The organism is Nitrobacter vulgaris (assembly GCF_031453995.1).
Classification (GTDB): Bacteria; Pseudomonadota; Alphaproteobacteria; order Rhizobiales; family Xanthobacteraceae; genus Nitrobacter; species Nitrobacter vulgaris.
The window spans coordinates 58,977-85,946 of record NZ_JAVDPZ010000009.1 but is presented as its reverse complement, the minus strand read 5'-3'; the positions used below and the strand labels follow the sequence as shown (position 1 = coordinate 85,946).

Genomic DNA, 26,970 nt, shown 5'->3' with positions numbered 1-26,970 from the left:
GAAGCACCGGGGAAACACGCCAGAGACAATTGTTGAGGGCCAATGCAAAAACCGACCTAAAAATAAGGGCGGAAAATCGCGTGTTACGAGGCTCTTGCTATCTGCTGATGGCTGGTGCAATTGAAGACAGCGAGACTGGGAGACTAGGGGTCGGAGGTTCAAATCCTCTCGCTCCGACCAATAAACCCCTTATAAATAAGGCGTTTTTTACGGAGGGGCAACAAAGCCTCAAACGTGAAATCGGAACAGAACGGCGCCAAATTGAGTCGTTCGGATCGAAAAGTCCCGAAATAGTCCCGAACTCCGTTCTTCACCCGTTCCCTTTGGTGATCCAGCGCGACGATGGCTTGTTTGCTCTCGGCTGGCACGAAGGCGCTGCCAGTCCGCTCGAAAGCCGCTCATTTGCCGAAGCCGTTGCCGCACGGAGGGCCGCTTGATGCGCTCCAGTGGCAGGGTGAAATTCTTCAGCGATCGAGGTTTTGGTTTCGTCATAGTCGATGGCGGCGGCGAAGTGTTTATTCACCGCAGCGACCTTCAAGAATCTTGTCGCGTGGACGGCGAGCTTACACTGCGTCCGGACGATTTGGTCGAGTTTGACGTTGTCGACGCCGGCCGTGGTCCAAGAGCGGTCTCGGTTTCCAGGGAGGTGTGCGATGCACCGACCTCCTGACCCTCAAATGCGAAGCCCCGCCGCGGGAAACGGCAGGGCCAATCGCAAAATGCAGTGCTCGCCAGCACAAGTCTCCAAATACTCCTCAGATGAGATTGAGACAAGTGTCGACGTCTACTTCGGCCGGAATTTTCTCGGCACGATACATCAGGTCGACGGGCTGCATTATGCGCGATCCGCCGATGGCACTGACCTCGGCGCCCACAAAACACGGACTGCCGCAGCTCGAGCATTTAGCGAGGGCGCGCGCGACTGACCGAACCACCGCGTTCGGTCGGCCGTGGCGTCCGCGATTGCGGGTCTGCTCGGTGGTTCCCGCTGCAATCAACGAAACACGGTCGGCCGTCGCGAGAATAGCGACAGGTCGAGATCGGCCATGATCCTGTCGCCGGCGAGCGCAAGCTGCCGATGATGGATGACCGCAGCGCGCCACACGCTCAATCGGTGGCAGCGAGCCGGACGCTACACGCCTTCGAGCGATCGGAAACAATACAGTGCGGAAAACCGTGACCCATAGGCCCCGCGACCATTGATAGCCGAGCAACCCTCGGAACGGTGAAACGACCCATCAAGCTCAGCCGAGACGACCACTCGGAACGCTTGATGAGAAAAAGATCAGAGCGCGCCGAAGAAAGCGCTCGGGATATTGGCAGGGACACTGCCAATCCGGCTTGCCGGGAAGGGATACCTAGTAATCGGGCTGGCAACAGCCTCCGCTTGGTCAGCGGCCGGAAGAGGCGGGAGGCAGCAAGGCGCCTTACCATACTCACGGGATGAAGGGGGCGAAGCTATGGTCAATCGAAACGCGCACAATCGACAATTCCTGCGCACAGTCACATAGACACTCAAACCGATCGCCATCACCACTTCTCGCCCAACCAAATCCATAAGATCATCGGTGGGGTGAAGAGGTAACCACTGAGGGCTCGGATCGTCGAAACCGTCCTCGAACGCCCTTCCCCCGTTTTAAGCCATCGCCTCATCGCAACCGGTCATGGAAGGGAGGGGCAAAATTCAAAGCCTAAATTTTGGAGGTGAAAGCTGGTCCTAAGCCCACGCGCTGGCCGAAATAAAAATCCAAGCCGCTAGGGCTGCCGGCCCGACGTGCGGCTGAGGCCCGAGCCGGCGCTCAGGCCCCTGAGCGCCTAGTCACCCGGTTGGACCAAGTAGCATCCCTAACGTCAGAATTTGGTCTAAAAATCTCATTTCTAGGAATGCTGTAACATATCTATTGACGTGTTACGGCCCTCATGTGCAACATAGCAACGTTCGTTGCAGTGTTTCACTTAGGGGCCGGGCCATGAAAACCGCTATCGCCTACGTTCGGGTTAGCACTGCTCAACAAGGTCGCTCGGGCCTGGGTCTGGAAGCGCAGCAGGCAGCGCTCGCCCGGTTTGCAGAGGCAGAAGGGTTTTCGCTAATCGAGACTTTTCAGGAAGTCGAAACTGGTAAAGGCGCGGATGCGCTCGAACGGCGTCCGCAGCTTGCCGCAGCGCTCAAGGTCGCTCGGCAGAACAAGGCGCCGATCATTGTCGCCAAGCTCGATCGGCTTAGCCGGGACGTCCACTTCATCAGCGGTCTGATGTCGCACAGGACGCCGTTCATCGTGGCAGAGTTGGGCGCGGATGCGGATCCGTTCATGCTGCACCTGTATGCCGCTATCGCCGAGAAAGAGCGCCGGGTGATTTCCCAGCGCACGCGTGATGCCCTGGCAGCGAAGAAGGCACAGGGCATCAAGTTGGGTGGTCTCAACGCAAAGGGCATCCAGAACCGTGACGATGCGAAGGAACGTGCTGAGCAACTGCGGCCGGTGTTCGCCGAGCTTGCCGGCATGTCGCATCGTAAGATGGCAGCAGAGCTGAACGCCCGCGAAATACCGACACCCGCCGGCGGGCAGTGGCACGCGGTAACCGTCAAGCGCGTGTTGTCGCGCTTGGGGTAGCTGGCCGCAGTCACCCGTGATGTTTCGTCGCGCTCTTGCCGATCCGCCTGCGCTGGACTATGTCGCCGGTGGGTTGATCGAACCGGTCTCTCGCGCCCCCATGCTCGCAAGCGCTTGCGCGGTGAGGTGGGCGCGGCCAACGCAAATGGTCCCGCAGTGCAGGTCGCTCACGTGCTGGAACGCATATGACCGCGATTGACGAGAGAGAGCTCAAATCAGGGTGGAAGCAGGCGCTAATCGATTGGGCCTCGGGAAATGAGGCCATTCGTGAGCTTTGGATCTTCGGAAGCAGAGGTCCGAAAGGCGGCTCCAAGCCCAGCAGCGATCTCGACGTCGGGATCGTGCTAGCCCCCGCAATCGGCGACCATGATTGGGCCTTGGGCAACTATTTCGCGTTGGGTGACAGCTGGCAGGTCGAGATGGCGGCTATTGTCGGTCGGCATGTCAGTCTGCAGGCCATGATCCCCGGCAATGAAGGTAACACCGAGATTCGATCGACCGGCGCCATCCTTTGGGAGCGCATCTAAGCAGCCGCTGCTGCGCACAACGCATCCGTCGCGGAAAGTTTGCACAGTCTGGCGGAGGGCGGCCTTCGTTGGTTCTTCTCCTGCCGCCAGCTTTTCGTCGAGCGCGCGACGCACGATGCCTGGTTCTGCCACCTCCGCGTCGCGGATGAGTCGAGCTTCATGAAGTAGTTTATTAGCGCCGTCGCCAAGGACCTCGGCTGCGGTAGCAGGACGAACATCGTTCTGCCCGGGAATGATGTCTGTGCGGACTGAACCGGATGCGACTTCCCCCCGTTCCTGCGCCGCGTCGTATTCGTCAGCAAGGCGGCGCTCAGCGAGATCAGGTCGATAATCGCGCAGCTTGCGTAGCCGGATCGTGTCGTTGTTGATCTTGCCGGTCGCGACTTGGACTTGGTGATGGGCATCATCGAGAGATGCGGCTCCCGACAGCACTGATTCCGCAAGCGGTCTGGAATAGGAAAGAACCGAACGCGCTTGTGACAACCTCATCGTGCTAAACCCTAAAGTTTCTTTAGAGTTTGCGGACTTCTTTCCCCTGCCGCCCTTCTCGGGACTCGGATAGATCAAAGCCGTCGCCATCGCTCGCTGCGCAACAGTCATGTGGCGACGGTTGACGTTGACCGAGAGAATGTAGGCCTTCTGATCCTGGCCGTTGATCTTCTGAAACTGTGGCTCGATGCCGCTTTGATCTCAAGCACTCCCCATGCACGACTGATTATTGAAATGTTAGCCCGATGCATGTACTGATTCTCACCAGATGTGCGCCCGATGTAATGCGCACCCCGTCCCCGACACGCGCCGCTCGGGGGAGGCAGTGCCAGGCTCCAGTCCATTTTCAGGACGAAGATGCCTACCGCTGCCCGACGATCCACTCGCAAAACTGCTTCCGGAATTAGCCTGCCGCGATTTGACGCGCGTACGCGCTCGTCCCGGCGATATCGCACACTGATCGAGGAGTTGGCGGCGGAAGTCGGCGGACCCCTTTCGGCAATCGACAGGGAGTTAGTGGCTCAAGCTGCCGCCCTAGCGCTTCGTAGCGAACAAATTCGCGAGGCCATCGTGGCCTGCGGACCCGTCGATGCTGATGAGGCCATCAGGCTGACCAGCGAGTCCAGGCGCATTCTGCTTCGGCTTAAGGCGAAAGCTACGAAGAACAAGCCGGCGGTCCCGTCTATTACGGAATGGCTCGCGTCGCAGGCGCCGCGGCCCGCAGAGGCTGCTGAATGAGCACCGCAGCCGGCCATTCTGCGCAGCCCATCGTGACCATCCTGGACGCGATGCGCCATCATGACCTGTTTGCCCGCTGGTTCAGGGATCCTGTTAGCTTCGCCTGTTGGTGCGTCCTCTTGTCGGCGCTGTTTGGCCTTACCCTTGCCCCCGCGCAGCTGGAAATCTTCCGGAAGTGCACCGGCCGCACCGCGCCGTTAGCCTCGGGCTACATCGAAGCTTGGCTGATCGTCGGGCGCCGCGGTGGCAAGTCTCTCATCCTCGCGTTGATTGCGGTCTATCTCGCCGTGTTTAAGGTCTGGTCGGACCGTCTGGTGCCTGGCGAACGTGGCACCGTCCTCGTCATCGCTGCCGATCGTCGGCAGGCTCGCGTCATTTTCAGATACATCACCGCGTTGATCACCGAGACGCCCATGATCGCCGCCATGGTCCTCGGCGAGATCACGCAAGACCGAATTGATCTCTGCAACGGTATCTCGATCGAGATCAGCACCGCGAATTTTCGCAGCGTCCGCGGTTACACGTTGGTCGCGGCCCTCTGTGACGAGATTGCGTTCTGGCAGGGCGACGACAGCGCCAGCCCTGACGTTGAGATCCTGGCCGCCCTCCGGCCGAGCATGACCACCATGTTGCCGGACGCCATGCTGCTGTGCGCGAGCAGCCCCTACGCCAAGCGCGGCGCGCTGTATGACACGTTCCGGAAATACTTCGGTCAGAACGATGCGCCGGTGTTGGTCTGGCGCGCCAGCACCACGACGATGAACCCCAGTGTGCCGGCGTCGGTCATCAGCGATGCCTTTGAGCGCGACCCGGCGAATGCCGCGGCGGAATATGGCGCGGAATTCAGGAGCGACATCGAGGCGTTCGTTTCGCGCGAAGCCGTCGAGGCCTGCGTCATCAAGCGCCGCCACGAGTTACCCCCGACAAAGGGCTTAAGCTACGTCGCCTTCGTCGATCCGAGCGGCGGCAGTTCCGATTCCATGACCCTGGCGATCGCGCATCGAGAAGGTGAGAAGGCCGTTCTGGATGCTGTACGCGAAGCTAAACCGCCATTTTCTCCCGAGCAGGTGACCGCGGATTTTGCCAAGCTCTTGAAAACCTATGGTCTCAAAAAGGTTCAGGGAGACAAGTACGCCGGGCTATGGCCGCGCGAACGCTTTGAAACTCATGGCATCATCTACGAGCCTAGCGCGAAGCCGAAGTCCGATCTCTACTGCGAGATGCTACCGCTGATCAACGGTGTCCGCGTCGAGCTCCTGGACCACCCTAAACTAGTAACCCAGATCTGTAGCCTCGAGCGTCGCACCGCGCGCAGCGGTAAGGATTCGATCGACGCCCTTGGTCATGAAGACATCGCCAACGCCGTGAGTGGTGCGGTGACGGGTTTGATCCTGCAGGACTGGTCTGGCAGCCGAGCCATGCTTGAGATCGCCCGCCAGGAGACGGCTGCGATGAAAGCCAATGGAACGTGGCCGTTTCCCCTCGACAACGACAAGCCGCAGCCGATCACCAAGGAATGGGCGAAGGGCTCTGTTGAATGGCACCGCCAACAGCGCGGCGAAATCGGTCCACCAACATGAAATGCCGGTCTAACGAGAGGAACCCCAATGGGAAAACTTTATAAGCTCGAAACTGCAACCGCCGCGTTGTCTCCGGCGCGCGCACGTCTACAAGACCTGCTCGACAAAAAGACGTCGTGCGAAGAGCGCGCAAAGCAGTTGCGGATTGCGCAGCAGCGTCTGGTCGGCCGGGATCAGGAGGCTGCAAGCGCGGCCGCTGCCCTTTCTGAGTTCGATAGGCAGAACGCCGACGCGATGGCTGCCTGGGCCCGCGGCGAGTCCAAAGACGGCGATATGCCGGAAATTGACATCGCCAAGCGCCAAGATCTGGTTGCCGCAAATGCCTTGGCAGCGGAAAACGCGGCAGCGGCTCAGTCGGCGAGCGCGCAGCTTGCGGCAGAAGCGCACGCCGACGACTTAGTCGCGAATGATCTGAAAATTCCGATCGAGATAGCGATCGCTGAGGTCATCAGCGAGAGCGTCGAGCCCTTGATCGAGGGCTTACATGAGTCGGTGCGCGTGGCGGTGGCTAAGCAAAATATGCTCAAGCAGTCGCTGCAGGTGGTAATCGGTATCGCCCATTCCGGTGACTCCGAGATAATGCGTCCAATTTTCGGTTTGGCGGGGAAGTTGTCAGAGCGGTTACGTACCGCAGCGGCGCCGGTCGTGGAGACCGCCGCCGCCGATCGCGCGGCCTGGGATTCACTGGTAGCCAGGCTCCGCACCGACGCCACGGCCGAACTGGAAACTTGAACTTCACCTCCTCGCAAAAACAAGGACACCGATATGTCGACGTTGACTTTCAAGAGCCCGTTGCCGAACGAAACGTTTCAGCTCACCGCTCACAACCAGGTCACGACTGACGCGGCCGGACTTTGCACAGTTCCCGCAGGCACGGATCTAGCAAGGAGCCTAATTGCCTTCGGCTGGACCATCATTGCGGCGGTGCCGACGGTCGACCCGCATGTCGCCGGCGCCGTTTGGAATAACGGTGGCACACTGGCGATCTCCGCCGGCTGATAGGAGTCCTGATCATGCAGAAAATCTTCTTCGCGGAACTCCAGAAGGTCGAAGATGCCGACGACGGGTCTATCTTCGTCACGGGCATCGCTAGCACGGAAAGCCCTGACAGCACCGGCGAGACCATCCTGGCCAGCGCCATCAAGAAAGCATTGCCTGCATACAAGCAGTACCCGGCAATTCGGGAAATGCACCGCTCAACCTCTGCGGCCGGCAGGGCGGTTGAGATATCAGTCGACGACGACGGGGTCACCCACCTGACAGCGCACATCGTTGATGCTGACGCAGTCCGGAAGGTGAAGGCGAAGGTGTATAGCGGGTTTTCGGTCGGCGGCCGGGTGCTCAAGCGCGACGAGGAAGACCCTACGGTAATCACTGAAATCCTGCTAGCCGAAGTTTCGCTTGTCGATCGGCCTGCTCATCCCGAGGCGGCGATTACGATGTGGAAAATAGACGCCGTGGGCTCAGCGACCGCGGCGCTTGACCGCATTGATAGAACGCTTGAGCCGCACGGCGCCGACATCATCGCGAAGGCTCTGCAGGAGAGAGACAACAGAATAGAGCAGTTGGAAAAACGGATTGTCGAGCTGCTCGCCGAGCCCATGCCGCCGAAGACTGCTGGGGCCCTTGGGTTTCGCGCCATCTCCAAGGAAGCCGACGTCAGCGGGACGCTCGAAAAGAATGTACCGACGCAGGAAGAGGTCGCCAAGGCGCTGTTCGAGATGACGGAAGAAGACCGCGCAATGCTTTTGATCAGGGCCGCGCAACAACTGCCGCGGCCAGTGACGATGTCAGGGCCCGCAAAATGACGGCGATCGCCCGGATAGAGCGCGCCCTCGATCGGATCGACGCCAAGGTGGCTCTTGCCGAAGCAAAACTGGCTGCGGGTGGAGGTGAGTCAGATGGAAAATTTATCGACCGTTGCGTCGCGTCAGCCGCGGACATGGCATTGCTGTTCGTCGGCGCGTCGCAGGAACAAATGTTTGCGCACCTCGTCACCGTCCGCGAACGAATGAAGGTGCGCCTCGAGGGCTCGCTCGGTACCGAGGTCGCCACCTCGATTGCAGAGTCCTTTGTCGCAACGGTCGCCCGGTGCAAGGTCGAAATCGAACGAGTTACGGTCGGAAACTCGGAGGCCACCCAGTGATCACCAGTTTCGAAGTCGGCGCAGTTTTCAAAATCATCAACCAGGCATCGCCGGCGCTCACCCAGATCCTACGCCAGATCCGCGAGATCAACCTCGCGGTCGACAAGGCGCGCAAGAACCTCGCCCTAATCACGAAGCCAATGGGTATGGGGGCTGCGATCGCCGAGACGGACGGCCTGGCGAGGGCTTGGGGTGATGTTGCGGCAAATGCGGCCGCGGCTCGGAAGGCAATCGGTGGCGCTACGGCGGCGAATGCCAGGGCGGCGTTAGGTCTGCCCGCTGTCGTCCCCGGCGGTGGTGGTCACGGCGGACGGGGTCAGCCTGGATGGCTTCGGGGCGGCGGCGCTCACATCTCTGGCCCAGGCATGTCCATCCCGGGCGGCGGTCATGTCCGTTTCGGCAGTAACGCCGCGATGGCTGGGGCCGGCGTGCTCGGGTATGGCATCTACCAAGCCGCCGAAATGGAGAAGTACATTTGGCAACTGATCTATCACTCCGGCCAGGATCAGAAAGACGGCCCCACCAACAAGCGAATGCGCGGCGCCTTGCAAGAGGCAATGATCGCAGCGGGATATAACATTCACGATGTGGGCGAGGCCGCACTGACATCGACGCGCATGTTCCAGGGAACGCCAGGAAAGGGCCTGGATGTTTTGCCTGACATGCTCGAAACCGCCTCAAAAGAAGCGTTGGCGAAGGGTTCAAGTCTCGCAGAGTCGATGAAGTCGTTCATCGGCCTGGCCCACATGGCCGGCGCGTTGACGCCAAACGAAATCAGAAAGCTTGCGCCCGGATTTGCCTATTTGTCGACGTCAAACCCGTCATCGTTGTCCTCGATCGAGCGCGCCGCCGGCTATGCCGTCCCGCTGCTGAGATCCGGACTCGATCTCGATCCGATGGATACGCTGTTGTTGGGAACGGCTCTCACGCGATCAGGTGCGACGTCGACGAAGTCAGGAACGTGGCTGCGGGAAATGGCGCTGCGGGCGATGCCCGGCACCAGCATGATGTCGAAACTGGCATTCAGGAAACACGAGGAAGCGCTCACGGCGTTCGGCCTAATCGACGGCAATCACAAGCCGACCTGGTTCACCGATGGCAAGCCGGACATCTTCAAGATGTTGGACATCGCTGGTGATCGTGCGAAAGGCATCCCGATCGAAAAGCGTGCCGCTTATGAAAGAGCACTATTCGGTGCGCAAGGTGGCGGCGGCTTCGCTTTGCTCGCCAATCCAGCCGTGCATGAGCAAATCCTCGCGATGCGCAAGGAAATGAACTCATCCGAATTCAAAAATCGCTACAGCTCGTTTCTTCCCGACTACGCCAAAGGGTCCACAGCCCAACAGGCGCGAACGACGTTGCAGGAATTCAACGTCACGATGGGAGAGCTGGGCATGACGGTCTTGCCGGCTGTCAACGGTGGACTGAGAGACTTCAAGGCAGTGCTGGACGGCCTACGCGGAATTTTGCCTGGCACCAGCAAGCCTGGCGCGGCCTCCAAGATTGGAACGAGGGCGCTCGAAGGAGCGTTCGCCGGCGGTGTTTGGGGTGCCCTCGGCGGCCCAGGGGGGGCTCTCGGGGGCGCGATCGGTGGCGGCATCGTCGGCGGTGTCGGGGGCATCGCCGAGCAATACCTGGGCGGCAGCACGGCCAGCGGGAAGCCCGGCGCCCGATATGAGGAAAAGCACGCCGGTGATCCTAGTCTGCTTGCCGCTGTCGTTGGCATGCTCAAAAGCCAGGCGGCCGAGAAGCACGAGACCGCCGGCGAACGCTATGAGCGGCGGATCGCTAAACAAGCCGGCAACGCAGCTCCGCAAGCCAAGCTGGCGCCGTTGGCGCTGACGATCAATCTCGACGGCAAGACGCTGGCCCAGGCGATGAGCCAATCCTGGTATTCGTTCCCGACCCAGGCGCCGGCCGCCGACGGTTCAAGCCAGTTCTTCTCCGGCGATCACAACACGACCGACAAATGAGAAATCCCGGGTGCCGCGCGCACGACAGTACCCGGTTGCGCGGTGCGGGAGTCCAGTTGGCGGTGCTTTGCGAGGCCGCCGCCAACCGGAAATTGAGAGCCGACGTCGCGGGCCCGAGCGGCGGATGTAACCGCCGGGCTCGCGACCGACTTCGGGAATCGTGATGGGCAAAAGAAAAATTGTCGACGATGACGGCGACGATGACATGCCTGTCCCTCGCGGCCGTCCGCGCGCGCAGGAGGAGTTCGGTCCGCCGAAGCCGGAACCCCATCAGCGCAAAGAATTTGTGACGCGGTTACAATCTATTCTGGACGCTCTGGAGATTCCCGATCTCGGCCGAGACGAGCGCATGTACCTTCAGCGCATACTTTGGCGCGCGGACCTGCTTTGCAGCTTTGATCCGGGGCGCTTTTCCATCCGCGGCGCGGATCGAGTCATACTGCTCTTGCGCTCGATCGCCGAGACGACGAATGGTCCGGAAGCGTTGACGCTGCCGATCATGAGGGCGGTCTCATTTTGCCTTCATGATGTATGGACCAATCGCGGCTTGGCCTGGCTCGAGGCGTTGGATCGCGTGCCGCTCTTGGAAATCTTGCGGACGCTGAGCGATCTTGGCCTGCAGGATCATCTCGAAGACGCGCTCAGGTGGAGGCTAACCCAAATCCTCGGATCGCCGTTCGCCCCACAACCGGTCAAACTGAAAAAATCCGCGCGCAAGATGGTGAAGCCGCCGACAGTGTCACAGGCCACGTGGGACGAGGTTATGGAAATGCAGAAGGCTGATCGGCGGCGCCGAGAGAAAATCCGCGCGCAGCGGATGGCGGCATGACATGCGCAACCGGCCGCGGCGTACATTGTCGAAGGTTAGCGAGAGCTGTCGGCGGTGAGCCGAGTTCACGCTGAAGCGGCTGCGCAGTGCCGATTAAATGCGCGAGCCCGCCGACGTGGGGGTCATCGACGGGCTGCAGGGGCAGGACGAAGGAATGTGGGGGGTATTTCTCCGTCTTCTGGACAATGCACGGACGGGAAGGGCGTTCCTTGCGAATCTTTGGCCGGCACAAAAGAATCCGCCAGTTTCCCACCGGATTCGAAGGCGGAGGTAAGAGCGCCGAAGCTGCAAAAAGGCCCGCTGGAGTCGTGAAGGAGCAGCGGGCCAATTCGGGTTCGGAGATCACACGGGCGAGAATGATCGACCGTTCCGGCGATTCAATATGATTGGATGAAAGTTGTTCCGGCTTGCGCAAAGAGCGGCCAACGAAAGGCCCGCTGGAATCGGGGGAGAAGCGGGCCTTTCGGGACCGGGATCTGCCGTACCAAGCGATCAACCGGTCCGAATGAATAATGCACGTGGCGGGGAGGTAGTTTCAAAGAAAAGGCCCGCCAGTAAGGACGGGCTAAGTCAAGTGATGCAATAGGCAGCCCCAGCCAAGGAACCGTCCGGCTCTAGAGGTTTTGCGCGGGAATCGAGGTTCGGGAAGTTTGGCTCCGCTACAAGGCTGGCGATCCCACGCTCGCCGACGAGGTGTTGGAACGAGCTAGCCCCGAGGCGATTCTGTGGGTCGCTAGAGATTCTCACAAGAACCCCCGCTTCGGCAGGGTTTTCTATTTCGGGAGCTGCACCTCTTTCGACCTTGCTCATCGATCGATATCGGTCGTTTTTTCAGCCTGACTTGGACACCTGCGACCGACGTCACCTATCGACGTTTACGATCGCGCCGGTGCGCGCATCAACATCGACTTCCATATAGCTTCCGGCAATGTCATAGCCCTCGACCTGCCACTCATTGCCCCATTTGTTTGTGTTTGACACGGAAACCAGACCGATTCCGTTGGCGATATCGACAGCCGCCTGAAGCGGCAGCGGTCCAGCCTGGGTGTAGATCTCGGACACCGGTTCCTGAACGTAGCCAATGTCGGCTGCCGACGCGGGAACAGTGAATCCGATCATGACCAAAGCTGCGGCGGGAAACAGATTATTTCGCATGATCGTTCTCCAAAGCGCGTTCAGACATCGTGACACACCTCAGCAAAACGCATGTGGCGGAAGACCGTTCCGAATGGCTTCAACCGGGTCGAGGGGCGGTTCCGGATAGCTGATGAGATGATCTGGGTTGGCCGCGGCTCAGAAGCACTGAACCCTGCTCCGGCGCGGTCTTATTTCAATGACGTCGCGAGGCCGGGCAAATAGGCCAGCAGTCCGCGCCCTCTATAGTGAGACGTTCGGGCCGCCGCTTTTTGAACCCCTGGTTGCAATTTTTTTCGTCACGGCAGCCGTGAATGTCAGCGTTTCCGGAGCCGGACGCCGGCGCCACCGCCGTTCTCAGAGATAAACTGTGCCCCCGCAAAGCGCGAGCCCGCCGACGGGCTCTGGGGTCCCGAGACGGGCAGCATGGAGGCTGTTCCCGTCGGTGAACCGATGCTTAGGGTTCGGTTCCCGGATTGGCAGTCACAGAAGTTTGCAGCCTTGAAATCAAGCTATCCGTGCTTCCGCAATATCAGGCGGACTTGCGTCGACGTCTCACCAGCCAGTAAACGCCATAACCGACGGCCAGAATCGGAAGGCCCGCCGCGCCGACAATTGGTCCAGGCGCTCCATGCACCCCATGTTTAAGTTGGCCGGGTGCGTTTTCGCAATTTCCACCGCCGTTGCAAGCCAGAGCAGGGGAGGCAATGAGGACGGCAAAGGCCGCTGCCGATAAAGCTTTGAGCGCCGTTTTCATTTGATTGCTCCGGGTTCAGTTGACGCAAATTAAATCGAAATATGCTGTTTTGTTCCATTCACATTGCATTACAAAGATCGAGGGCTTTTCGTTCCCCCGTTCCTCGCCAGCTTCCGCTTTGCCACCTATGGCTCTTGTTGCGTTCCGGCAGACAAGCCCGCTCCGGCGGGGTTTTCTATTCAGGGCTGCCAATCGCCAGGTTCGCTGCTTCCGTCAGGACGATCTGATCGTTATCCACGCTGATCAAACCGAGCTCTGCAAGCGACCTCAAATCATCGCTCGAGGGGGTGAGCAGCTTTAAGCGACCCGCTCGAATGTCGCGCAGCACCCAGCGAAGCCTAATCGCGATATCAACGGGCAGATCGTGAAGAGATCTCGGCTCTGCTGGTTGGCCTTGGCCTTCATCATCACTCATCGCATCCTCTTGCGCCTCCCCGGCAGCGCCTTGTCTACGAGCGTTGAGACCATCTCGAAGTTCTTCCGCAGCGCGTCTACATCTTCGCTGTCCTTTGCGGCCTGCGCCAGCGTCTTGATGTTCTTCAGAGCTGCGACCAGATTGATCACCTGCTTCTGCATAGCGGGGTCGCCGACGTCGCCTCCATCACTTTGGCCCATTGCGTTCGGCTGCTTCGGTTCCAAACGCAGCGCTGGAGGAGTTTCCATACTCTGTGCGGAAACGATACTTTGATGAGGAGTGCATATTCCGCGCATTACGCGCTGTTTTACGTATGGAGGAACGAGGCTGGTGTCGCCGTTCGTCTTGAGCCACTGATTGAAAACATCGGCATACTCAGCAGCGATCTTTTCTTCAGCGGCATAGCAGGCCTGTAAGTCATCATAGACCAGATTTGTTTGAATTGGCGTCGTCCCCATCGCTATCATGACCAGTGCCCATTTCATCGCTGGCTTTCCTTCCGATCATCGCTTCGACGTCCTGCATCCCGCGGCTACTGCTTCCTGCTCGGAACAAAACCAACGCCCGGGCCATTTAGGCGCCAAGGTATCGAAAGCCGCCGAGAAACGGGATTGAAATTAGCCATTCGCCTTCCGCCGATCTCGACCAGGCGGCGGATGGCTTCCGAAGGCGAGGTCTAAAACCGCCGTCGCAGCTTTGGCCGAGTTGTTGGCTTAGTCTGCAAACTCTCTATCAGCTCCTCGGCGAGCGCGTTCATTGCATCCAGTGCCGAGGGTGCGCTGTCCGTCTCGGATGACCCAGATTGGCTGTCGGTCTTTTGGTCTTTGGAGGGCAAGTCGGGGGCCTTTGCTCGGACGCGACATGACGCTCTCATTTCCTCGATTGCTGCGAGCGTGATGAAGTATTTGCCGGCAATCTTCTCGTGCGCGAGCTTCCCGGAGGCCGCAAGCCTACGCAATGCCCCTGCGGACATCGACCCGTCAGGGAAGCCGAGTTCGGCCGCGACCTCAAGCCTCAGCGGCGTGGTCGGCGTTATGGTTTCGGGTGCCGGAAGTTTCATTGCGCTAACTTGGATTGCTCCCTTAACTCCTGTCGAGCGCATCGGATAATTAGGCCCCGCTGTCCACCGAACACGCGGAAGCGCCCCGCGCGGGGTTGATTTCTTAACCAAATCGGTTGAGCATGTCCGTTGGGTTTGATCGCCCGGACTGAAGAGACGGAAGACCGGTTGGTGCCGGGGTTTCCGTTGCGCGGAATGAGCCTTGGCGGGCTCGACAGCGCTGGCTGCACCTTGGCGGGTGCGCCGACCTGGCCATTATGGCCGGGAGCGGTGCGCTATGTCCAGAGCCTTCGGGCTTAAAAGTCGCCGGCCCGTCTCTTCAGCGGGCGATCAACTCCCGGCTGCTGGTCCGTCACCAGCGCGGCTTTGATCGGCCATACTGAAGAGCAACCCATGACCAAATCTACACAGCGGGCGCGCCATGCGTCCGAGTCAAAATCCGCCATAAGGCAGCGGACGAAAAATCCGCGCACCAGCGAATCTGCAAAAGCCAAGGACGGCCTATTCGTCAAAACTGACGTTACGCCGGAAGAGTTCTTTCAGGCATGGTCTCGCAAAAAGCGGGAAGCACTGATCGAATTGTTGATCGACACGCTCGACGCGGAAGCAAGCGATCCGGATCTCGAGGACGGTGGAGACACCGAGCCGAACCTTGCGGGCTATGAGCTTAGTTCGAGCCTTCAGGACGACGCCGAGGGCGACGAGTTGGAGCACGGAGGCGAGGCAGAGCAGGAGGACGACGAGTCATCCCACGGATTTCTCGAGTGCTTCACTGAGGTGCGGATATGATCGGCACCGCGCGAGTCGAGGATCTAGCCGATGTTCTACTGCAGACGGATATCGACGCGATCGCGGCGGACGACGATCATGTCGTCTTCACCGTTCGGATTTCTCGAGAAACGTTGAGGCGCAACCATGCCTTTCTCGGAGTGATCTCGGATCTTGCCGGCGGTGCCGATCTGCCGAAACGACGAGCGCCACCCCGGATCTCAGCGCAAAAGCCCAGCGCCAAGTCCCGCCTGCGCGCGCTGATGGCGGGAGCGTTCGCCGCGCTGAACACCATGCGGGCCGCATAGGCCGCTGACCAACTGGCCCGCCGGTCCGCCGGCGGGTTTTTCTTGCATCGGGACAGGACGTGGTCTGTGATCAGCGTTTCCCATAACTGGAGATTGCGAATGCGTCGAAAAAACGCCGTCGGTCAAACGCCAAACTTCGCATCGGGTTCCCAATGAGCCGGACCCCTGCTCGCTTTACCCAGGCCGACGTGGCGCGGGCGATCCGAGCCGCGCAGCAAACTGGCGCCGGTAATGTTGAAATCAAGCCGGACGGCACCATTTGCATCCGCTTGTCCCCGGAATCGACTGAGCCTGCCGCCGCGGACGACGAACCGCTTGCGGACGAAATCAAGGTGCGGCTGTGGTGACGGGCATCGTACTGGCCTGGGCACCATGGAGAGATGCGATGTCGTGGCGAACCGCGGAGGGAAGCAGCGGAAAACCTGCGCGTCTGATAACGGCGTGCCGAGCCCGAACTGAACGAAGGGGAAACGCTTCGGGTGCTTTTTATCAGGAAAAGACTGCTCCAAACTCACATACGCTCTTGACCATCCCAACGAACTTTAGCAGACATATTTCTTGCCTGTTGATCCTCTGAAAACGCAAAAGATCATTATTCTTTTGCTGAGAGGTCTATTCATGCCAGGCAATTCGCCTTTTATTTTTCACGAAGAAATCGACGCTATTACGCGCCTCTGCGACATGACGCGCAAACGCATGGAGCGCCGCGGGCTGTTCCCAAAGCGCGTACGCATCGCGCCCCGTCGCATCGCGTGGCGCCGCGCCGATATCGAAGCTTGGGCGTCGGACCCTGAGGGCTGGGCGAAGCGCCATGGCAATCAGATCGAGGCCGGCTGATGTCAAACATGACCAAATCCGAGCGCGCCGATCTTCTTCAAATCGTGAAGAAGCGCGAGCGAGTGATGAGGGCGAAAGCAAAGGAGCGCTCCGCAGAGATGATCGCGGAATTCGATGCCCTGTCCGCCAAGATCTATCATTACGACGATGACAAAGTGTGGTCGGAGGCTCGAAAAATCGCTGCGCAAGCGGTCAAGGATGCGCAGATACTCATTGCTGCAAGGTGTCTGGAGCTAGGTATTCCAAATGAATTTGCGCCCGACCTCAACTTGCACTGGTATGGACGCGGCCAGAACTCTGTGAAAGAGCGACGAACTGAATTTCGCAAGGCCGCGGTGTCAAAAATTGCTGCCGTGGAAAAGGCTGCACTCTCTCAAATCGAGATCCTGAGTTTAGACGCTCAGACGGGGATTCTCTCCCAATGCCTTGAGTCGCAAGCGGCGAAGCTCTTCCTCGAGACCATGCCCTCGATAGATCAACTGATGCCGTCGCTGAGCATGGATGAGGTCAAGAGCCTCGGGGTGGTGGCCTGATGTCCTGCGGAGTCGCTACGTCGCCTCTAATGCCGCTTGCTAACGCCGCAAGTTGGCTTGGCGTGTCGATAAAGACAGTGAAGGGTTACGTTGATGACGGGGACCTGCGCTACATCAATGTAGGCCGCGGCAAGAAAAACCGCCGCATGATGTTTACCGAAGGAGACCTTCAAGAGTTCGTGGAGCGCCGAGCACAGCGGGAAACGCCATGTCAGTTTATCGTCCGAAAGGTTCACCGTTCTACCACTTCGATTTCCAATTCAAAGGTCATCGGTTTCACGGCTCTACGGAGACAGCGAACCGACGCGAAGCCGAAGGCGTAGAGCGGACAGAGCGGGAGAAGCCAAAGCGATCCGTTCAGGATGCTTCGGGGAACGTATCTCTCAAGCTCGATGACGTGGCGGGCCGCTATTGGATAGAAATCGGCCAGCATCACGTCGGCGCCAACACGACCTGGCGCGACATCGAGCGGTTGGTTGCGTACTTTGGTCCGACGAAGTTGCTTTCTGAGATCACGGACAACGACGTTGCCAATCTCATTGCGTGGCGTCGGGGTCAACGTCGGAAGGACCATCGCAAGAATCCTTTGAAGGGCGCGCCGCCTCAACCATTCATCGCGCCGGCCACAGTCAACCGTAGCACCACCGAAGTCATGAAGAAGCTGTTCACTCGCGCCAAGGCGTGGGGCGTGCGGTTCGATCGAGAGCCCAATTGGAAACGGCACTGGCTCAAGGAGCCTCAGGAGCGCGTCCGTGAGTTGAAGAAGACCGAGGAGGCGCAGATCGACGAAGCCACACGGGACGACTATAGGCCAATTCTTGAGTTTGCAGCGGCATCGGGGCTACGCCTCAACGAATGTCTTCTGCGATGGTCAGAGGTCGATTGGGATACGCGCCGCATCGCGAAGCCTGGAAAGGGCGATCGGCGCGTTATTGCTCACATCACTAACGAAGTCAGGTCGATCTTGTGGCCGCTGCAAGGTCATCATGACGAGTTCGTTTTCACCTATATAGCGAAGCGAACCCGGAAGGCGCAGAAGCTCGTCAAGGGACAGCGATACCCGGTGACGTACAGCGGGCTCAAGTCCGCGTGGAAGCGAATTAGGTCGGCCTCGAAGGTCGAGAATTTCCGCTTCCACGATATCCGGCACGACTTTGCCACGAAGCTGCTCCGGGAAACTGGGAATCTCAAGCTGGTGTCAAAGGCTCTCAATCACGCTGATATCAAAACGACCACTAAGTACGCTCACGTCGTCGATGACGAGGTCTCGGCGGGGATCGATGCCATGCAAAAATCCCGAAGAAAGTCCCGAAAACCTGTCTGCGAGGTCGGGTAACTACTTGAAGGATTTCCACTATGATGTATGTAACGCACTGCCCTGGGAGACTAGGGGTCGGAGGTTCAAATCCTCTCGCTCCGACCACCATTTATAGCGTTTTCTTCACGCGAAGCGGCATCGTCCTCGGATTACACTTGAAGACAGGCTTTCGTTCGAACCGCTATATCGAGCATGATCTTAGCCGAATCCGGTTTTCACCCTTCAGAATCATGCTTTAAGCAGGACATTTTCGGGAAGGGCCATGACATCGTCGTCAGCGGAGTTCGATATCATTGTCTACGGCGCAAGCGGGTTCACCGGCCGGCTCGTCGCGGAATACCTTGCTGCCAAATATGGCGGTGGCGATCTGAAGTGGGCCATCGCGGGACGCGACCTCGACAAGCTGGCGTCGGTACGCGAAGCCATCGGCGCGCCCCGCGATCTCCCGCTGATCGCCGCGGACGCCGAGAATCCCGCGTCGCTCAGGACCATGGCTGGCCGGACGGCCTCGGTGCTGAGTACGGTCGGACCTTATCAGCTCTACGGTTCCGGTCTCGTCGCCGCCTGCGCGGCGAGCGGCACAGACTATCTTGACCTCTGCGGCGAGCCGATCTGGATGCGGCAGATGATCGACGCGCACGAGGCGGAGGCGCGCAGGAGCGGTGCGCGGATCGTGTTCTCCTGCGGGTACGATTCGCTGCCGTTCGAACTCGGCGTGTTCTTTCTTCAGCAGGCTGCAAAGCAGAGGTTCGGATCGAGCGTCGCCCGCGTCAAGGGCCGCGTACGTAAGATGAAGGGCACGTTTTCCGGCGGCACCGCCGCGAGCATGAAGGCGATCTTCGCCGCGGCTGCCAACGATCCAAGTCTGTTGCCGAAACTGCGCGATCCTTTCGTGCTGACGCCGGGGTTTGAGGGGCCGAAGCAGCCGCCGGGTAACAAGCCGTTGTTCGATGAGGATCTGGGGGTGTGGGTGGCGCCGTTCGTGATGGCCAACATCAACACCCGCAATGTGCATCGGTCGAATTTCCTGCTCGGGTTCCCGTACGGCAGGGATTTCGTCTATGACGAAATGGTGATCGCAGGGCCGAAGGAGACCGGCGAGGCGACCGCAAAAGCCATCATCGCCGCCAACAACAAACTCGGCGCGCAGGGTGGCCCCAAACCGGGCGAGGGACCATCGAAGGAAGAGCGCGAGAACGGCCATTTCGATCTTCTCTTCTTCGGCATCGGCTCCGACGGGCGGCAATTGAAGGCGGTCGTGACCGGTGATCGCGATCCCGGCTACGGATCGACTTCCAAGATGATCGCGGAATGCGCAATCTGTCTGCGAAGCGACGCAGCGGACGTCGCCGGTGGCTTCTGGACGCCGGGCGCTGCGATGAAGGAGGCCTTGATTAAACGGCTCGTCGACCACGCGGGGCTGACGTTCGCGATCGAGCCGTAACCTCACATCGCCCAGGCTCGGGAAGTTACGAGCCACAAATTCAGTGAGTGCAGAGCGTCCAACCGCAAACCAGCAAAGAGTCCTGCTCGCGAACATATAGAAGCAGTTTAAGTCAGCAAGCGAACACCCCAGCCTTTTCCGACCAACACCAAGATGACCGCGTCAGGGTTTCCGGTGGCGTCTGAATCAGGTTTTCAAACCAGCGCGTCCTCAACACCCGCCTGCGCGGCAAGGAAAGCAGGCTCCGTTTGCGCCGATTACCTCCAGTGTGACGTTACCTGACCAAGGATAACACCGCATTTTATGTAGTGGCTAGGCCGGACGGGAGCGAAGCGGCCGGCAAAACCCAAGACCCGTGTCGGAGATTTCCGATCGTACGGCCCCGGTGAGCCTTATTGCAGCGCCTGTCGAAGGGAAGGCTGCCGGTCACTGGCCATGTACTGGTGGGTTGCCGCGAACATGCCCCACATCATGCCGAGCATCAGCCAGAAATGGCGCCAATGATCGGTGTCGATCACGAAGCTCTCGCCGACAGTTCCCAGAAATGCCGTGAAGACGGCAAGATAAGTGCGTTGCCAGGGAACTCGCACGAAAATATATCGAAAGCCCAGGATGACGGTGATGAAGATCAGCACCGGATAGCAAATTCCGGAAATCCACCCGCCCGACATGAAAGCGTTCAGATACGAGTTGTGAGTGTCTTCCGGAAAGAACCGCGTGAACTGCAGCGGGCCGATTCCGAGCGGTAGGTCCAGCGCCATCTGGAAGCCCAGAATGTGCCGGCCGAAGCGGCCAAAACGACCCTCGTCGTAGCTCTGGTCGAAACTCGCACGTTGCTTGAACAGGCTTTCGACCGAATCGAGGGACAGCAGAATTGCCAGCAGCAGTGCAATCGCAGCGGCTGCGATCACCGCGGTCACAACCAGCCGCGACCGCTGTTTTCTTGATGGGCTGGTCAGGAACATCAGGACCAGCATCACAGCCGACGTGAGCACGAACTGGCCCCAGGCAGCGCGTGAAAAGGCCAACAGCAACGCAAGACTCATGATCCCGAGCGCAATCGCGCTGCGAGCAGCCTTTCCGAACCGATCCGAGACGACGCTTTGCAGCACGAACAATGCTGGCAAGATCAGGAACGCGGACAGCACGTTCGGATCCTTAAAGGTACCTCGCGCGCGACCATAAAGGGTCAGCACGTCATGTTCGCCTGGCACCAGATGAAAATAGCCCGCGACACCAGCTACCGACGCAATAACCGCGCCGACGATCAGGCCACGCCGCATCAGGTCAAGCCGCGCCTCTGTATCTTCCGAGAAAACCAGCGCGAAGAAAATGACCGTCACCGCCATGTACCACGATGTCATGATCCAATTCACGATCGGAGTCTTGTCCATCAGGTGTATGGCGCAGATCGTGTAGCCGATATTGATGAGAAAGAGCAGCATGAGCAGGGGAACGAAGGCGAGCCGCATTCGTAGGCCGGTTGCGAAGAACACGACCATTGCCGCCAGAGTCGCAAACTCGTAGGGGCTGGGTTCGATGTAAACGATCGCGCCGCCAGCTCCCACTGCCCACAACAGCGCGCGTTGGAGCGCGGCAACGCCAGGCGCTTGCGTCGATGACCGGAGCCAACTGTCAACTGCTGCAGGATACGCCATTACACTTTCGCAAACTCAACGTGCCAGGCCGGATCAATAAGCGTTTTCGGATTTCAACAGCGCCAGCGGCGTCTTGAACAGGATATAAAGATCGAGCAGCACCGACCAGTTCTCGATGTAATAGAGGTCAAACTCGACACGCTTCTGGATCTTTTCCTCGTTGTCGATCTCGCCGCGCCAGCCATTGATCTGCGCCCATCCCGTGATGCCCGGCTTCACGCGGTGACGTGCGAAATAGCCGTCAACGGCCTCATCGAACAGCCGCGTCTGTAATTTGCCCTGTACGGCATGGGGACGTGGTCCAACAAGGGAGAGGTTGCCCTTGAAGACGACGTTGAAGAGTTGCGGCAATTCGTCCAGGCTGGTTTTGCGGATGAATCGTCCGACCCGGGTGACGCGACTGTCGTTCTTGGTCACGACCTTCGTAGCCATGGGATCGGCCTGATCGTGAAACAACGAGCGGAATTTGAGGACTTCGATTCTCTCGTTGTTGAAGCCGAAGCGTTTCTGACGAAAGAGCACAGGGCCGGGACTATCCAGCTTGATCGCGAGCGCGACCAGCACCATCACTGGCGAGATGAGTAGCAAAATGAAACCACCGATGAGCCTATCGAACAGCCATTTCATCACCATATCCCAGTCGGTGATCGGGGCTTCGAAGACGTCAAGCATCGGAATCGCGCCGAGAAAGGAATAGGCGCGGGGGCGAAAGCGCAGTTGGTTTGTATGCGCTGATAATCTGATATCAACCGGAAGCACCCACAGCTTCTTCAACATCGCGAGGATCCGCGTTTCCGCCGAGATCGGGAGCGCGAACAGCACGAGATCAAGCCGGGTACGCCGCGCGAATTCAAGCACGTCGTCGACCTTGCCGAGCTTGGGACTACCGGCACAGGTGTCGAGCGCGCGCGAGTCGTTACGGTCATCGAACACGCCCAGAATCTCGATGTCGGAGTCTTCCTGCGCTCGCAACGCGTTGATCAGATTTTCTCCGTTCATGTCCGCGCCGATGATAACGGTGCGGCGTTCCAGTCGGCCGTCGCGTGCCCAGCGGCGGATCATGGTGCGCAGCAGAAGCCGCCCGGCAATGAGGCCGGCGAGACCAGCAAGGAAAAACGCGACCAGCCAGAGCCGCGAGACGGAATCGCCGAGCTTGACGAAGAACGATGCGCAAATGAACAACAGGAAAACGAACGCCCAGGATGAACTCATCCGCGTTATCTGCCGCAACTGGCTACGAAAAACCTGGATGTCGTAGATGTCCGCAGCCTGGAAACACACGACTGCGGTGGCGGACATGGCGAGGATTGATGCGATGAAGCTCCAGCTAAAACCGTCGATGCGAGCTACGTATCCGAGGTAAAGCGCGATGCCGATCAGGCTCAGCAGCAAGAAATCTGCGGCACGAACGATGCCGGTGATGATGACGGGTGAATAGGCCGGCCGTACCTTTTGATTGGTGACGGCAAGCGCCGCCGGTGACAGCCGTCGCCGACGCTCCACAGGTATTCCAAAGCCGCTGCTCGCTGCTGAATCGATCCTCGAGCGAGCGTTGAAAAGGTCCATGTCCTCAAGTCCACATCACGCCGCACATGCAGCAAGCGTTTTCAGAGCGACTTAAGGACTAAATCGGGAAGATTTGGTTTCGCGCAACTCCCGGCATTTCAGAAATGGTTAACGTCTCGCAAACGTCTCACGGTAACCTGCCATAACGCCCTCGACCATCGCATTCTGTGAGAAATGCATGAGGATGCGCTCGCGCAACGATGTTGCGCGCGCGGCGGCGGCCGCAGGGTCATTCAATGCGGCCTCTATGGCATCCGCCAAGGCAGTGACGACGCCGGGGGCGAATAGTGCGTCGGTGTACGAGTCGAAAATTTCCGGGATGCCGCCGACGTTCGCCGCGATCATGGGAATACCCGCTGCCGCTGCTTCGATCACGACGTATGGCATGGAGTCGCCGCGCGACGGCACGATCAGCAATCGGCCTTTCGAGAATCCGTAGCGAGCCTTGACGTGTCCAATGAAGCGGACCGTTTCCCCAAGATTGAGGCGCTCGACCTGGGCTTTCAGCGCTCCTGTTTCCTCGCCGTCGCCTGCAAGCGTGAGCGTGAGGCGTCTACCGCTTTCCCGCAAACGCGCCACCGCGTCGATCAGTAGGTCCGCACCCTTGATATGTCTGAACTCGCCGACATAGACAATATCGGTCGCATCGTCGGCTAGCATAACGGGATCAAATTCGCCGGACGTTACGCCGTTGAAGACGCATTTCACCAGTCCGGCCGGGATGCCGACGATCCGCTGATAGGTATTCCGCGCGAATGCGCTCTCGAACAGAAACAGGTCGGTGCGGTTCATCAGCGCGCGTTCGAGGCGGCTGTAAAACATTCCCTTCATTGTCGTCGATGGGAAGTGCAGGGACCCGCCGTGCGGTGTGTAGACGCGGATTGTGCCTTTCGATGAGCCCTTAAGCCGCACGAAGGCGCCGGCCTTGGCGCCGTGTCCGTGGAGAACATTCGGCTTCAACTTCCGCACCAGCGCGGCGAACTGCGTCCACGCAAACAGGTCGCTAGGATGCGGGTTCCGGCGGATCGGAATACGGTGGATACCGAGTTTCATTCGCGGGGCGATCTCTGCGAAAGCTGCAACTGCGCGCTCGCCGCCGGTGAGGCTGTCGGCGACGATGCCGACGAGATGTCCGCGATCGGCCTGTCCGTTTGCGACATCGAGAATATGCCGAATGATCCCGCCCACCGGCGCGCGAACGGCATGAAGAATGCGGAGCGGTCGATCGGGTGGCTCCGTCATGCCTCAGAACCAGCGTTCGTCAACGAGGACGGTGTCGCCGGGGCTGAGCGGCGTAGCGGGGGGAACGCTGATGCGGACGACGCCGCGGGCATCGGTGTGGGTGACGATGACGAGGTCGCGTCTGGCGCGGGGGGAAAAGCCGCCGGCGATGGCGACGGCGCTTTCGACCGTCATATTCGGCACGAACGGATACTGGCCGGGAGCCGCCACCTCGCCGAGAATGAAGAACGGCCGGTAGGCCTCGACTTCGGCGGCGACGTAAGGCTGGCGGATGTAGCCGTTGCGCAGCCGCGCGGCGATGGCGGCGGACAGTTCAGCCGGCGTGCGGCCGCGCGCGGTGACGGCGCCGATCAACGGCATGGTGATGCTGCCGCCGGCACCGACCAGATAGGTGTTGGTGAGGCCCTCCTGGCCGTAGACCACGATGCGCAGCCGTCGCCGGCATCGAGCCGGTAGGCGGGATCGTGCACAACCGGCGGCGGCGCCGACGCTATCTGTCCTCCATAGGCCAGCGCATCGAGAGCGTTATGCGGACGGACCATCGTCGTCGGCTGCCGCATGCATCCCGACAACGCCAGCGCGGTTAGCAGGCACAGAGTGACGGCGCGCACGTTTCGCATCGGGCATCCATGAAATATTCAAATCCACTAAAGGCTTTTGTGGTTAATAAACCGTAATCGAAGGCGTCGCGACGCACCCGGTGGAACCCGCTTGGCAGGCGTGGTTAACTCGGCAGAAACTATAATCGACTGTAATCGTCCCGTTCGGCTGAGTGGTCCTATTCAAGGCTCCAACATTTGCCTCCGATTGGGCGAGTGTCAGATTCACCCGAAAGCGCTCTAAGCGTCCAGCGGGAGTAAGCAATGCGGTTTGCGTTCTGGCGTGCTGTCAAGAACACGATGTCGGATCTGGAGACTAAATCCGGGGCGATATCTTCGTCAGGTCCGGCGGCGTCCGAAACCGTGCCGAATCCGGAGTCCGGTGACCTCGATCTGCGCTCGATCTGGCGGGTGCTGCTGCGCAAAAAACGCTTGATCATCATCCCAACGCTTCTCGCCTTCGCGCTTTCGCTTCTTATCGTCAATCTGATCACACCCAGATACAAGTCCGAAGCCCGCATCCTGATCGATGGGCGCGAGAACGTTTTTTTACGCCCGACCGGGGAGCGTAACGAAGAGCGCAACGCGCTCGATCCGGAAGCCGTCGCCAGCCAGGTGCAACTGGTGCTGTCACGCGATCTTGCCCGCGAGGTCATCAAAAAGAACAAGCTCGCGGAGAATCCGGAATTCGATCCGGTGTTGCGCGGCGTGTCGCCGATCAAGTCGCTGCTTGCGCTGTTCGGAATCGGCCGCGACCCGCTTCGGATGACACTGGAAGAGCGCGTGCTGGAATCCTACTACGACCGACTGACCGCCTACGCCGTCGATAAATCCCGCGTGATCGTCATTGAATTCCAATCGCATGGTCCGGAGCTCGCAGCCCGCATCGCGAATTCCATCGCGGACGGATATCTCGTTTTGCAACTGAACGCGCGTCAGGAGCAGGCGAAGGCTGCAGGTCAATGGTTGTCCGGAGAAATCGACAATTTGCGCAAGAAGGTCGCCGACGCCGAGTCACGGGTGGAGGAATTCCGGTCTAAATCCAGCCTTTTCATCGGCACCAACAACACTTCGCTGTCGAACCAGCAACTGGGTGAAATCAATACCCAACTGAACAACGCGCGTGCGCTGAAGTCAGACGCGGAATCGAAATCGCGACTGATCCGCGGGATGCTTCAGACCGGTAAATCGATCGAAGCCTCGGAAGTTCTCAATTCGGAACTGATCCGCCGCCTTTCGGAACAGCGCGTGACGCTGCGTGCGCAACTGGCGGAGCAATCGTCGACCCTGCTCGACCGGCATCCGCGGATCAGGGAACTGAAGGCCCAGCTTGCGGATCTCGATCGTCAGTTGCGCGAGGAGGCGGACAAGATCTCGCGGTCGCTGGAAAACGACGCCCGCATTGCCAGCGGCCGGGTCGAGAGTCTCAACACTAGTCTCGATCAGTTGAAGAAGCTGGCGACGTCTTCCAACGGGGACGATGTCAAGCTGCGTGCGCTGGAGCGCGAAGCCAAGGCGCAGCGTGACCTGCTGGAATCGTATCTCGCAAAATACCGCGAAGCTACCACGCGAGAAAACATCGATACGGCACCGTCCGATGGCCGCGTTATCTCGCGGGCCATCGTCTCGAACACGCCGGCTTACCCGAAGAAGCTGCCAATCGTCCTGATCGCCACGCTGGCGACCCTGATGCTGGCCGCGGGCACTATCGCGACCGGCGAGCTGCTGCGCATCACTTCGCCGCGGAACCTGGCAGCAGTTAACTCCGGCCTAGCGTTGCCTGCTGCACCGAGGATACGCGAGTTCCGCGTTGATTCCGCGCCGGCAGCGGACCTGGCAGAGATCGATCATCTCGCGAATGACCTGCGAGCGGCAGGCGAAGCGGCGCACAGAATCACGGTTATGGGTACCGGCGAGAACGAGAGCATCATGCTCGCGGCGCTCGCGCTCGCGCGCCTGTTAACCAATAGTGCCAAGGTAGTCCTGGTCGACCTTTCTCCGTCATCGTCGGCGTTGACGGCGACTTCGGTCGATCCGGCGGCGCCTGGATTGGCTGACCTGATGCTGGGTGAGACGTCTTTCGGACAGGTGATCACCCGCGACCGGCTCTCGCCGCTCCATCTTGTCGGTGCCGGGCGTTCTGATGCCGATCGCTCGCTGCTGCAATCGCCGCGCCTCGCAATTGCGCTCGATGCTCTGTTGGGCGTCTACGATCACGTGCTGCTCGTCGCGGGCACTGCTACTGACCTCCCGGCGAAACTCCTGACGGAGCAGGCGCGCGCGATCGTCGTTCCCGACCCGTCGATGAACGCGGATGCGCGGATGCGGATGAGTAGCCAACTCAAGGCTATCGGCTTTACGACAGTGACGATGCTTGATCCGGCATCACTACGCTCGGACACTCAGCTTGGCCCTCGCGAGGCGGCTTGATCGGTCG

The 26,970-nt window shown here is 59.7% G+C and carries 28 protein-coding genes and 1 pseudogene; 20 read left to right on the top strand and 9 right to left on the bottom strand.

What is annotated here, in order from left to right:
• The first annotated feature begins 32 nt into the window (after positions 1-32).
• From GGQ85_RS07880 to GGQ85_RS07870, 3 genes are all read left to right on the top strand, one after another.
• Entirely contained in the window at positions 33-437 is a 405-nt protein-coding gene (locus GGQ85_RS07880; RefSeq protein WP_309774046.1) for a hypothetical protein, read from the top strand.
• Positions 437-670, top strand: a complete 234-nt coding sequence (locus GGQ85_RS07875; protein ID WP_309774084.1) for a cold-shock protein — start codon at positions 437-439, stop codon at positions 668-670. Before GGQ85_RS07880 ends, GGQ85_RS07875 begins: the two co-directional genes overlap by 1 nt.
• 1,300 nt (positions 671-1,970) lie before the next feature.
• The gene (locus GGQ85_RS07870; protein WP_309774045.1) at positions 1,971-2,612 is read left to right on the top strand and encodes a recombinase family protein; all 642 of its coding nucleotides are present in this window, start codon (positions 1,971-1,973) and stop codon (positions 2,610-2,612) included.
• Positions 2,613-2,956: 344 nt separating this feature from the next.
• Here the strand turns inward: GGQ85_RS07870 and GGQ85_RS07865 are convergent, their stop codons facing one another.
• Entirely contained in the window at positions 2,957-3,628 is a 672-nt protein-coding gene (locus tag GGQ85_RS07865; RefSeq protein WP_309774044.1) for a hypothetical protein, read from the bottom strand.
• 357 nt (positions 3,629-3,985) lie between these two features.
• On the opposite strand from GGQ85_RS07865, the gene GGQ85_RS07860 reads away from it, so the two are divergent.
• The 8 genes from GGQ85_RS07860 (at position 3,986) to GGQ85_RS07825 (ending at position 10,894) form a co-directional block, all read left to right on the top strand.
• Positions 3,986-4,366: a hypothetical protein gene (locus tag GGQ85_RS07860; RefSeq protein WP_309774043.1), complete on the top strand. Its 381-nt coding sequence runs from the start codon at positions 3,986-3,988 to the stop codon at positions 4,364-4,366.
• Positions 4,363-5,946 (top strand): hypothetical protein, encoded by a 1,584-nt coding sequence (locus GGQ85_RS07855; protein ID WP_309774042.1) that lies wholly within the window; start codon positions 4,363-4,365, stop codon positions 5,944-5,946. Before GGQ85_RS07860 ends, GGQ85_RS07855 begins: the two co-directional genes overlap by 4 nt.
• A 66-nt stretch (positions 5,947-6,012) precedes the next feature.
• Complete coding sequence (locus tag GGQ85_RS07850) at positions 6,013-6,678, top strand: hypothetical protein (protein WP_309774041.1); 666 nt, start codon at positions 6,013-6,015, stop codon at positions 6,676-6,678.
• A 33-nt stretch (positions 6,679-6,711) separates the two neighbouring features.
• Complete coding sequence (locus GGQ85_RS07845) at positions 6,712-6,945, top strand: hypothetical protein (protein WP_309774040.1); 234 nt, start codon at positions 6,712-6,714, stop codon at positions 6,943-6,945.
• Positions 6,946-6,959: 14 nt separating this feature from the next.
• Positions 6,960-7,754: an HK97 family phage prohead protease gene (locus GGQ85_RS07840; protein WP_309774039.1), complete on the top strand. Its 795-nt coding sequence runs from the start codon at positions 6,960-6,962 to the stop codon at positions 7,752-7,754.
• Entirely contained in the window at positions 7,751-8,092 is a 342-nt protein-coding gene (locus GGQ85_RS07835; protein ID WP_309774038.1) for a hypothetical protein, read from the top strand. The genes GGQ85_RS07840 and GGQ85_RS07835 overlap by 4 nt, the downstream gene beginning before the upstream one ends.
• Positions 8,089-10,065, top strand: coding sequence for a hypothetical protein (locus tag GGQ85_RS07830; protein ID WP_309774037.1), 1,977 nt, complete (start codon positions 8,089-8,091; stop codon positions 10,063-10,065). Before GGQ85_RS07835 ends, GGQ85_RS07830 begins: the two co-directional genes overlap by 4 nt.
• A 163-nt stretch (positions 10,066-10,228) precedes the next feature.
• Positions 10,229-10,894, top strand: a complete 666-nt coding sequence (locus GGQ85_RS07825; protein WP_309774036.1) for a hypothetical protein — start codon at positions 10,229-10,231, stop codon at positions 10,892-10,894.
• Positions 10,895-11,755: 861 nt separating this feature from the next.
• On the opposite strand, the gene GGQ85_RS07820 is transcribed toward GGQ85_RS07825, so the two are convergent.
• From GGQ85_RS07820 to GGQ85_RS07805, 4 genes are all read right to left on the bottom strand, one after another.
• Complete coding sequence (locus GGQ85_RS07820; protein ID WP_309774035.1) at positions 11,756-12,049, bottom strand: hypothetical protein; 294 nt, start codon at positions 12,047-12,049, stop codon at positions 11,756-11,758.
• A 911-nt stretch (positions 12,050-12,960) separates the two neighbouring features.
• Positions 12,961-13,200 (bottom strand): hypothetical protein, encoded by a 240-nt coding sequence (locus tag GGQ85_RS07815; protein WP_309774034.1) that lies wholly within the window; start codon positions 13,198-13,200, stop codon positions 12,961-12,963.
• The gene (locus GGQ85_RS07810) at positions 13,197-13,685 is read right to left on the bottom strand and encodes a hypothetical protein (RefSeq protein WP_309774033.1); all 489 of its coding nucleotides are present in this window, start codon (positions 13,683-13,685) and stop codon (positions 13,197-13,199) included. Before GGQ85_RS07810 ends, GGQ85_RS07815 begins: the two co-directional genes overlap by 4 nt.
• 191 nt (positions 13,686-13,876) lie before the next feature.
• Positions 13,877-14,260: a helix-turn-helix domain-containing protein gene (locus tag GGQ85_RS07805; protein WP_309774032.1), complete on the bottom strand. Its 384-nt coding sequence runs from the start codon at positions 14,258-14,260 to the stop codon at positions 13,877-13,879.
• Between the two features lie 393 nt (positions 14,261-14,653).
• Between GGQ85_RS07805 and GGQ85_RS07800 the strand changes: the two genes are divergently transcribed.
• From GGQ85_RS07800 to GGQ85_RS07770, 8 genes are all read left to right on the top strand, one after another.
• Positions 14,654-15,049 carry a hypothetical protein gene (locus tag GGQ85_RS07800; RefSeq protein WP_309774031.1) on the top strand — a complete coding sequence of 132 codons (396 nt, stop codon included), beginning with the start codon at positions 14,654-14,656 and terminating at the stop codon, positions 15,047-15,049.
• Positions 15,046-15,336, top strand: a complete 291-nt coding sequence (locus GGQ85_RS07795) for a hypothetical protein (protein ID WP_309774030.1) — start codon at positions 15,046-15,048, stop codon at positions 15,334-15,336. The genes GGQ85_RS07800 and GGQ85_RS07795 overlap by 4 nt, the downstream gene beginning before the upstream one ends.
• Before the next feature lie 152 nt (positions 15,337-15,488).
• Positions 15,489-15,683 (top strand): hypothetical protein, encoded by a 195-nt coding sequence (locus GGQ85_RS07790; protein ID WP_309774029.1) that lies wholly within the window; start codon positions 15,489-15,491, stop codon positions 15,681-15,683.
• 271 nt (positions 15,684-15,954) lie between these two features.
• Positions 15,955-16,173 (top strand): helix-turn-helix transcriptional regulator, encoded by a 219-nt coding sequence (locus GGQ85_RS07785; RefSeq protein ID WP_309774028.1) that lies wholly within the window; start codon positions 15,955-15,957, stop codon positions 16,171-16,173.
• Positions 16,174-16,271: 98 nt separating this feature from the next.
• Positions 16,272-16,706 carry a hypothetical protein gene (locus GGQ85_RS07780; protein ID WP_309774027.1) on the top strand — a complete coding sequence of 145 codons (435 nt, stop codon included), beginning with the start codon at positions 16,272-16,274 and terminating at the stop codon, positions 16,704-16,706.
• Positions 16,706-17,029 (top strand): helix-turn-helix domain-containing protein, encoded by a 324-nt coding sequence (locus GGQ85_RS20820; RefSeq protein ID WP_374708858.1) that lies wholly within the window; start codon positions 16,706-16,708, stop codon positions 17,027-17,029. The genes GGQ85_RS07780 and GGQ85_RS20820 overlap by 1 nt, the downstream gene beginning before the upstream one ends.
• Positions 16,915-18,042, top strand: coding sequence for a tyrosine-type recombinase/integrase (locus tag GGQ85_RS07775; RefSeq protein ID WP_309774025.1), 1,128 nt, complete (start codon positions 16,915-16,917; stop codon positions 18,040-18,042). Before GGQ85_RS20820 ends, GGQ85_RS07775 begins: the two co-directional genes overlap by 115 nt.
• A gap of 244 nt (positions 18,043-18,286) precedes the next feature.
• On the top strand, positions 18,287-19,468 hold the full coding sequence (locus GGQ85_RS07770) for a saccharopine dehydrogenase family protein (RefSeq protein WP_079446418.1): 1,182 nt from the start codon (positions 18,287-18,289) through the stop codon (positions 19,466-19,468).
• A 392-nt stretch (positions 19,469-19,860) separates the two neighbouring features.
• On the opposite strand, the gene GGQ85_RS07765 is transcribed toward GGQ85_RS07770, so the two are convergent.
• From GGQ85_RS07765 to GGQ85_RS07750, 4 genes and pseudogenes are all read right to left on the bottom strand, one after another.
• A complete protein-coding gene (locus GGQ85_RS07765; protein ID WP_079446365.1) occupies positions 19,861-21,126 on the bottom strand; it encodes an O-antigen ligase family protein in 1,266 nt (421 codons plus the stop codon).
• Between the two features lie 33 nt (positions 21,127-21,159).
• Positions 21,160-22,692, bottom strand: a complete 1,533-nt coding sequence (locus GGQ85_RS07760) for an undecaprenyl-phosphate glucose phosphotransferase (protein ID WP_309774024.1) — start codon at positions 22,690-22,692, stop codon at positions 21,160-21,162.
• Positions 22,693-22,800: 108 nt separating this feature from the next.
• Positions 22,801-23,934, bottom strand: coding sequence for a glycosyltransferase (locus GGQ85_RS07755; protein WP_309774023.1), 1,134 nt, complete (start codon positions 23,932-23,934; stop codon positions 22,801-22,803).
• Between the two features lie 3 nt (positions 23,935-23,937).
• A pseudogene (locus GGQ85_RS07750) lies at positions 23,938-24,554 on the bottom strand (polysaccharide biosynthesis/export family protein).
• Positions 24,555-24,797: 243 nt separating this feature from the next.
• Here GGQ85_RS07750 and GGQ85_RS07745 point away from each other — a divergent pair.
• A complete protein-coding gene (locus tag GGQ85_RS07745) occupies positions 24,798-26,963 on the top strand; it encodes a GumC family protein (protein ID WP_309774022.1) in 2,166 nt (721 codons plus the stop codon).
• The last annotated feature ends 7 nt before the right edge of the window (positions 26,964-26,970 follow it).

Bases quoted from the DNA above. Each gene is read 5' to 3' on its own strand.
- GGQ85_RS07745 (WP_309774022.1), top strand. From the start codon at position 24,798: ATGCGGTTTGCGTTCTGGCGTGCTGTCAAGAACACGATGTCGGATCTG.
- GGQ85_RS07840 (WP_309774039.1), top strand. From the start codon at position 6,960: ATGCAGAAAATCTTCTTCGCGGAACTCCAGAAGGTCGAAGATGCCGAC.
- GGQ85_RS07755 (WP_309774023.1), bottom strand. From the start codon at position 23,934: ATGACGGAGCCACCCGATCGACCGCTCCGCATTCTTCATGCCGTTCGC.
- GGQ85_RS07845 (WP_309774040.1), top strand. From the start codon at position 6,712: ATGTCGACGTTGACTTTCAAGAGCCCGTTGCCGAACGAAACGTTTCAG.
- GGQ85_RS07765 (WP_079446365.1), bottom strand. From the start codon at position 21,126: ATGGCGTATCCTGCAGCAGTTGACAGTTGGCTCCGGTCATCGACGCAA.
- GGQ85_RS07855 (WP_309774042.1), top strand. From the start codon at position 4,363: ATGAGCACCGCAGCCGGCCATTCTGCGCAGCCCATCGTGACCATCCTG.
- GGQ85_RS07860 (WP_309774043.1), top strand. From the start codon at position 3,986: ATGCCTACCGCTGCCCGACGATCCACTCGCAAAACTGCTTCCGGAATT.
- GGQ85_RS07875 (WP_309774084.1), top strand. From the start codon at position 437: ATGCGCTCCAGTGGCAGGGTGAAATTCTTCAGCGATCGAGGTTTTGGT.
- GGQ85_RS07770 (WP_079446418.1), top strand. From the start codon at position 18,287: ATGACATCGTCGTCAGCGGAGTTCGATATCATTGTCTACGGCGCAAGC.
- GGQ85_RS07780 (WP_309774027.1), top strand. From the start codon at position 16,272: ATGATCGCGGAATTCGATGCCCTGTCCGCCAAGATCTATCATTACGAC.
- GGQ85_RS07795 (WP_309774030.1), top strand. From the start codon at position 15,046: ATGATCGGCACCGCGCGAGTCGAGGATCTAGCCGATGTTCTACTGCAG.
- GGQ85_RS07820 (WP_309774035.1), bottom strand. From the start codon at position 12,049: ATGCGAAATAATCTGTTTCCCGCCGCAGCTTTGGTCATGATCGGATTC.
- GGQ85_RS07760 (WP_309774024.1), bottom strand. From the start codon at position 22,692: ATGGACCTTTTCAACGCTCGCTCGAGGATCGATTCAGCAGCGAGCAGC.
- GGQ85_RS07835 (WP_309774038.1), top strand. From the start codon at position 7,751: ATGACGGCGATCGCCCGGATAGAGCGCGCCCTCGATCGGATCGACGCC.
- GGQ85_RS07810 (WP_309774033.1), bottom strand. From the start codon at position 13,685: ATGAAATGGGCACTGGTCATGATAGCGATGGGGACGACGCCAATTCAA.
- GGQ85_RS07805 (WP_309774032.1), bottom strand. From the start codon at position 14,260: ATGAAACTTCCGGCACCCGAAACCATAACGCCGACCACGCCGCTGAGG.
- GGQ85_RS07790 (WP_309774029.1), top strand. From the start codon at position 15,489: ATGAGCCGGACCCCTGCTCGCTTTACCCAGGCCGACGTGGCGCGGGCG.
- GGQ85_RS07865 (WP_309774044.1), bottom strand. From the start codon at position 3,628: ATGAGGTTGTCACAAGCGCGTTCGGTTCTTTCCTATTCCAGACCGCTT.
- GGQ85_RS07785 (WP_309774028.1), top strand. From the start codon at position 15,955: ATGCCAGGCAATTCGCCTTTTATTTTTCACGAAGAAATCGACGCTATT.
- GGQ85_RS07870 (WP_309774045.1), top strand. From the start codon at position 1,971: ATGAAAACCGCTATCGCCTACGTTCGGGTTAGCACTGCTCAACAAGGT.
- GGQ85_RS07775 (WP_309774025.1), top strand. From the start codon at position 16,915: ATGTCAGTTTATCGTCCGAAAGGTTCACCGTTCTACCACTTCGATTTC.
- GGQ85_RS20820 (WP_374708858.1), top strand. From the start codon at position 16,706: ATGTCCTGCGGAGTCGCTACGTCGCCTCTAATGCCGCTTGCTAACGCC.
- GGQ85_RS07825 (WP_309774036.1), top strand. From the start codon at position 10,229: ATGGGCAAAAGAAAAATTGTCGACGATGACGGCGACGATGACATGCCT.
- GGQ85_RS07800 (WP_309774031.1), top strand. From the start codon at position 14,654: ATGACCAAATCTACACAGCGGGCGCGCCATGCGTCCGAGTCAAAATCC.
- GGQ85_RS07815 (WP_309774034.1), bottom strand. From the start codon at position 13,200: ATGAGTGATGATGAAGGCCAAGGCCAACCAGCAGAGCCGAGATCTCTT.